Origin of the sequence: Clostridium neuense, assembly GCF_045310695.1 — a bacterium.
In the GTDB taxonomy this organism is placed as follows: Bacteria; Bacillota; Clostridia; order Clostridiales; family Clostridiaceae; genus Clostridium_S; species Clostridium_S neuense.
In genome coordinates, this window is record NZ_JBJIAA010000057.1 from 1 (window position 1) to 470 (window position 470).

At 29.1% G+C, this 470-nt stretch carries 1 protein-coding gene; it reads right to left on the bottom strand.

Annotation, left to right across the window (positions count from 1 at the left end; all coding sequences use genetic code 11):
* The coding region (locus ACJDT4_RS23345) for a transposase (RefSeq protein ID WP_406790022.1) at positions 1-470 on the bottom strand (470 nt) is incomplete at both ends.

Consider the following 470-nt stretch of genomic DNA (forward strand, 5'->3'; position numbering starts at 1 on the left):
ATACCCATGTCTATACTTTAATTCACTGTTTTTAGCTTCAATTTTATAGCGCTCTTTTGATTTTTCTTGAAAATACTCACTTTCTTGAAATTTTATTTGTTCTTTATGTGGATTAGAAAGTATTGTTACAGAATAAGTTTTTGTTTTATTACCTTCTTTATAACATCCTTCCCGTGATGGACAACATTTGCACTTATTTACATCAAAAAAATATTGTTCCGTCTGATTCTTTTTGGTATTATTTTTTTTCTGAATTGTTTTTTTGAAAGCCATATGGCCTTCTTGGCATACATACATCCCAGCATCTTTGTTAAATTCAAATTTATTTGAATTCTTTCTGTTTCCATGGGTTACACTTTCACTTAATCTTGCTACTAATTTTATGTCATTTCCTTTTGCATAAACAATGTTATCTTTTTCTGAGTATGCTGCATCTCCAATAACAGTTTCAACTTCTACACCTGCTTTTT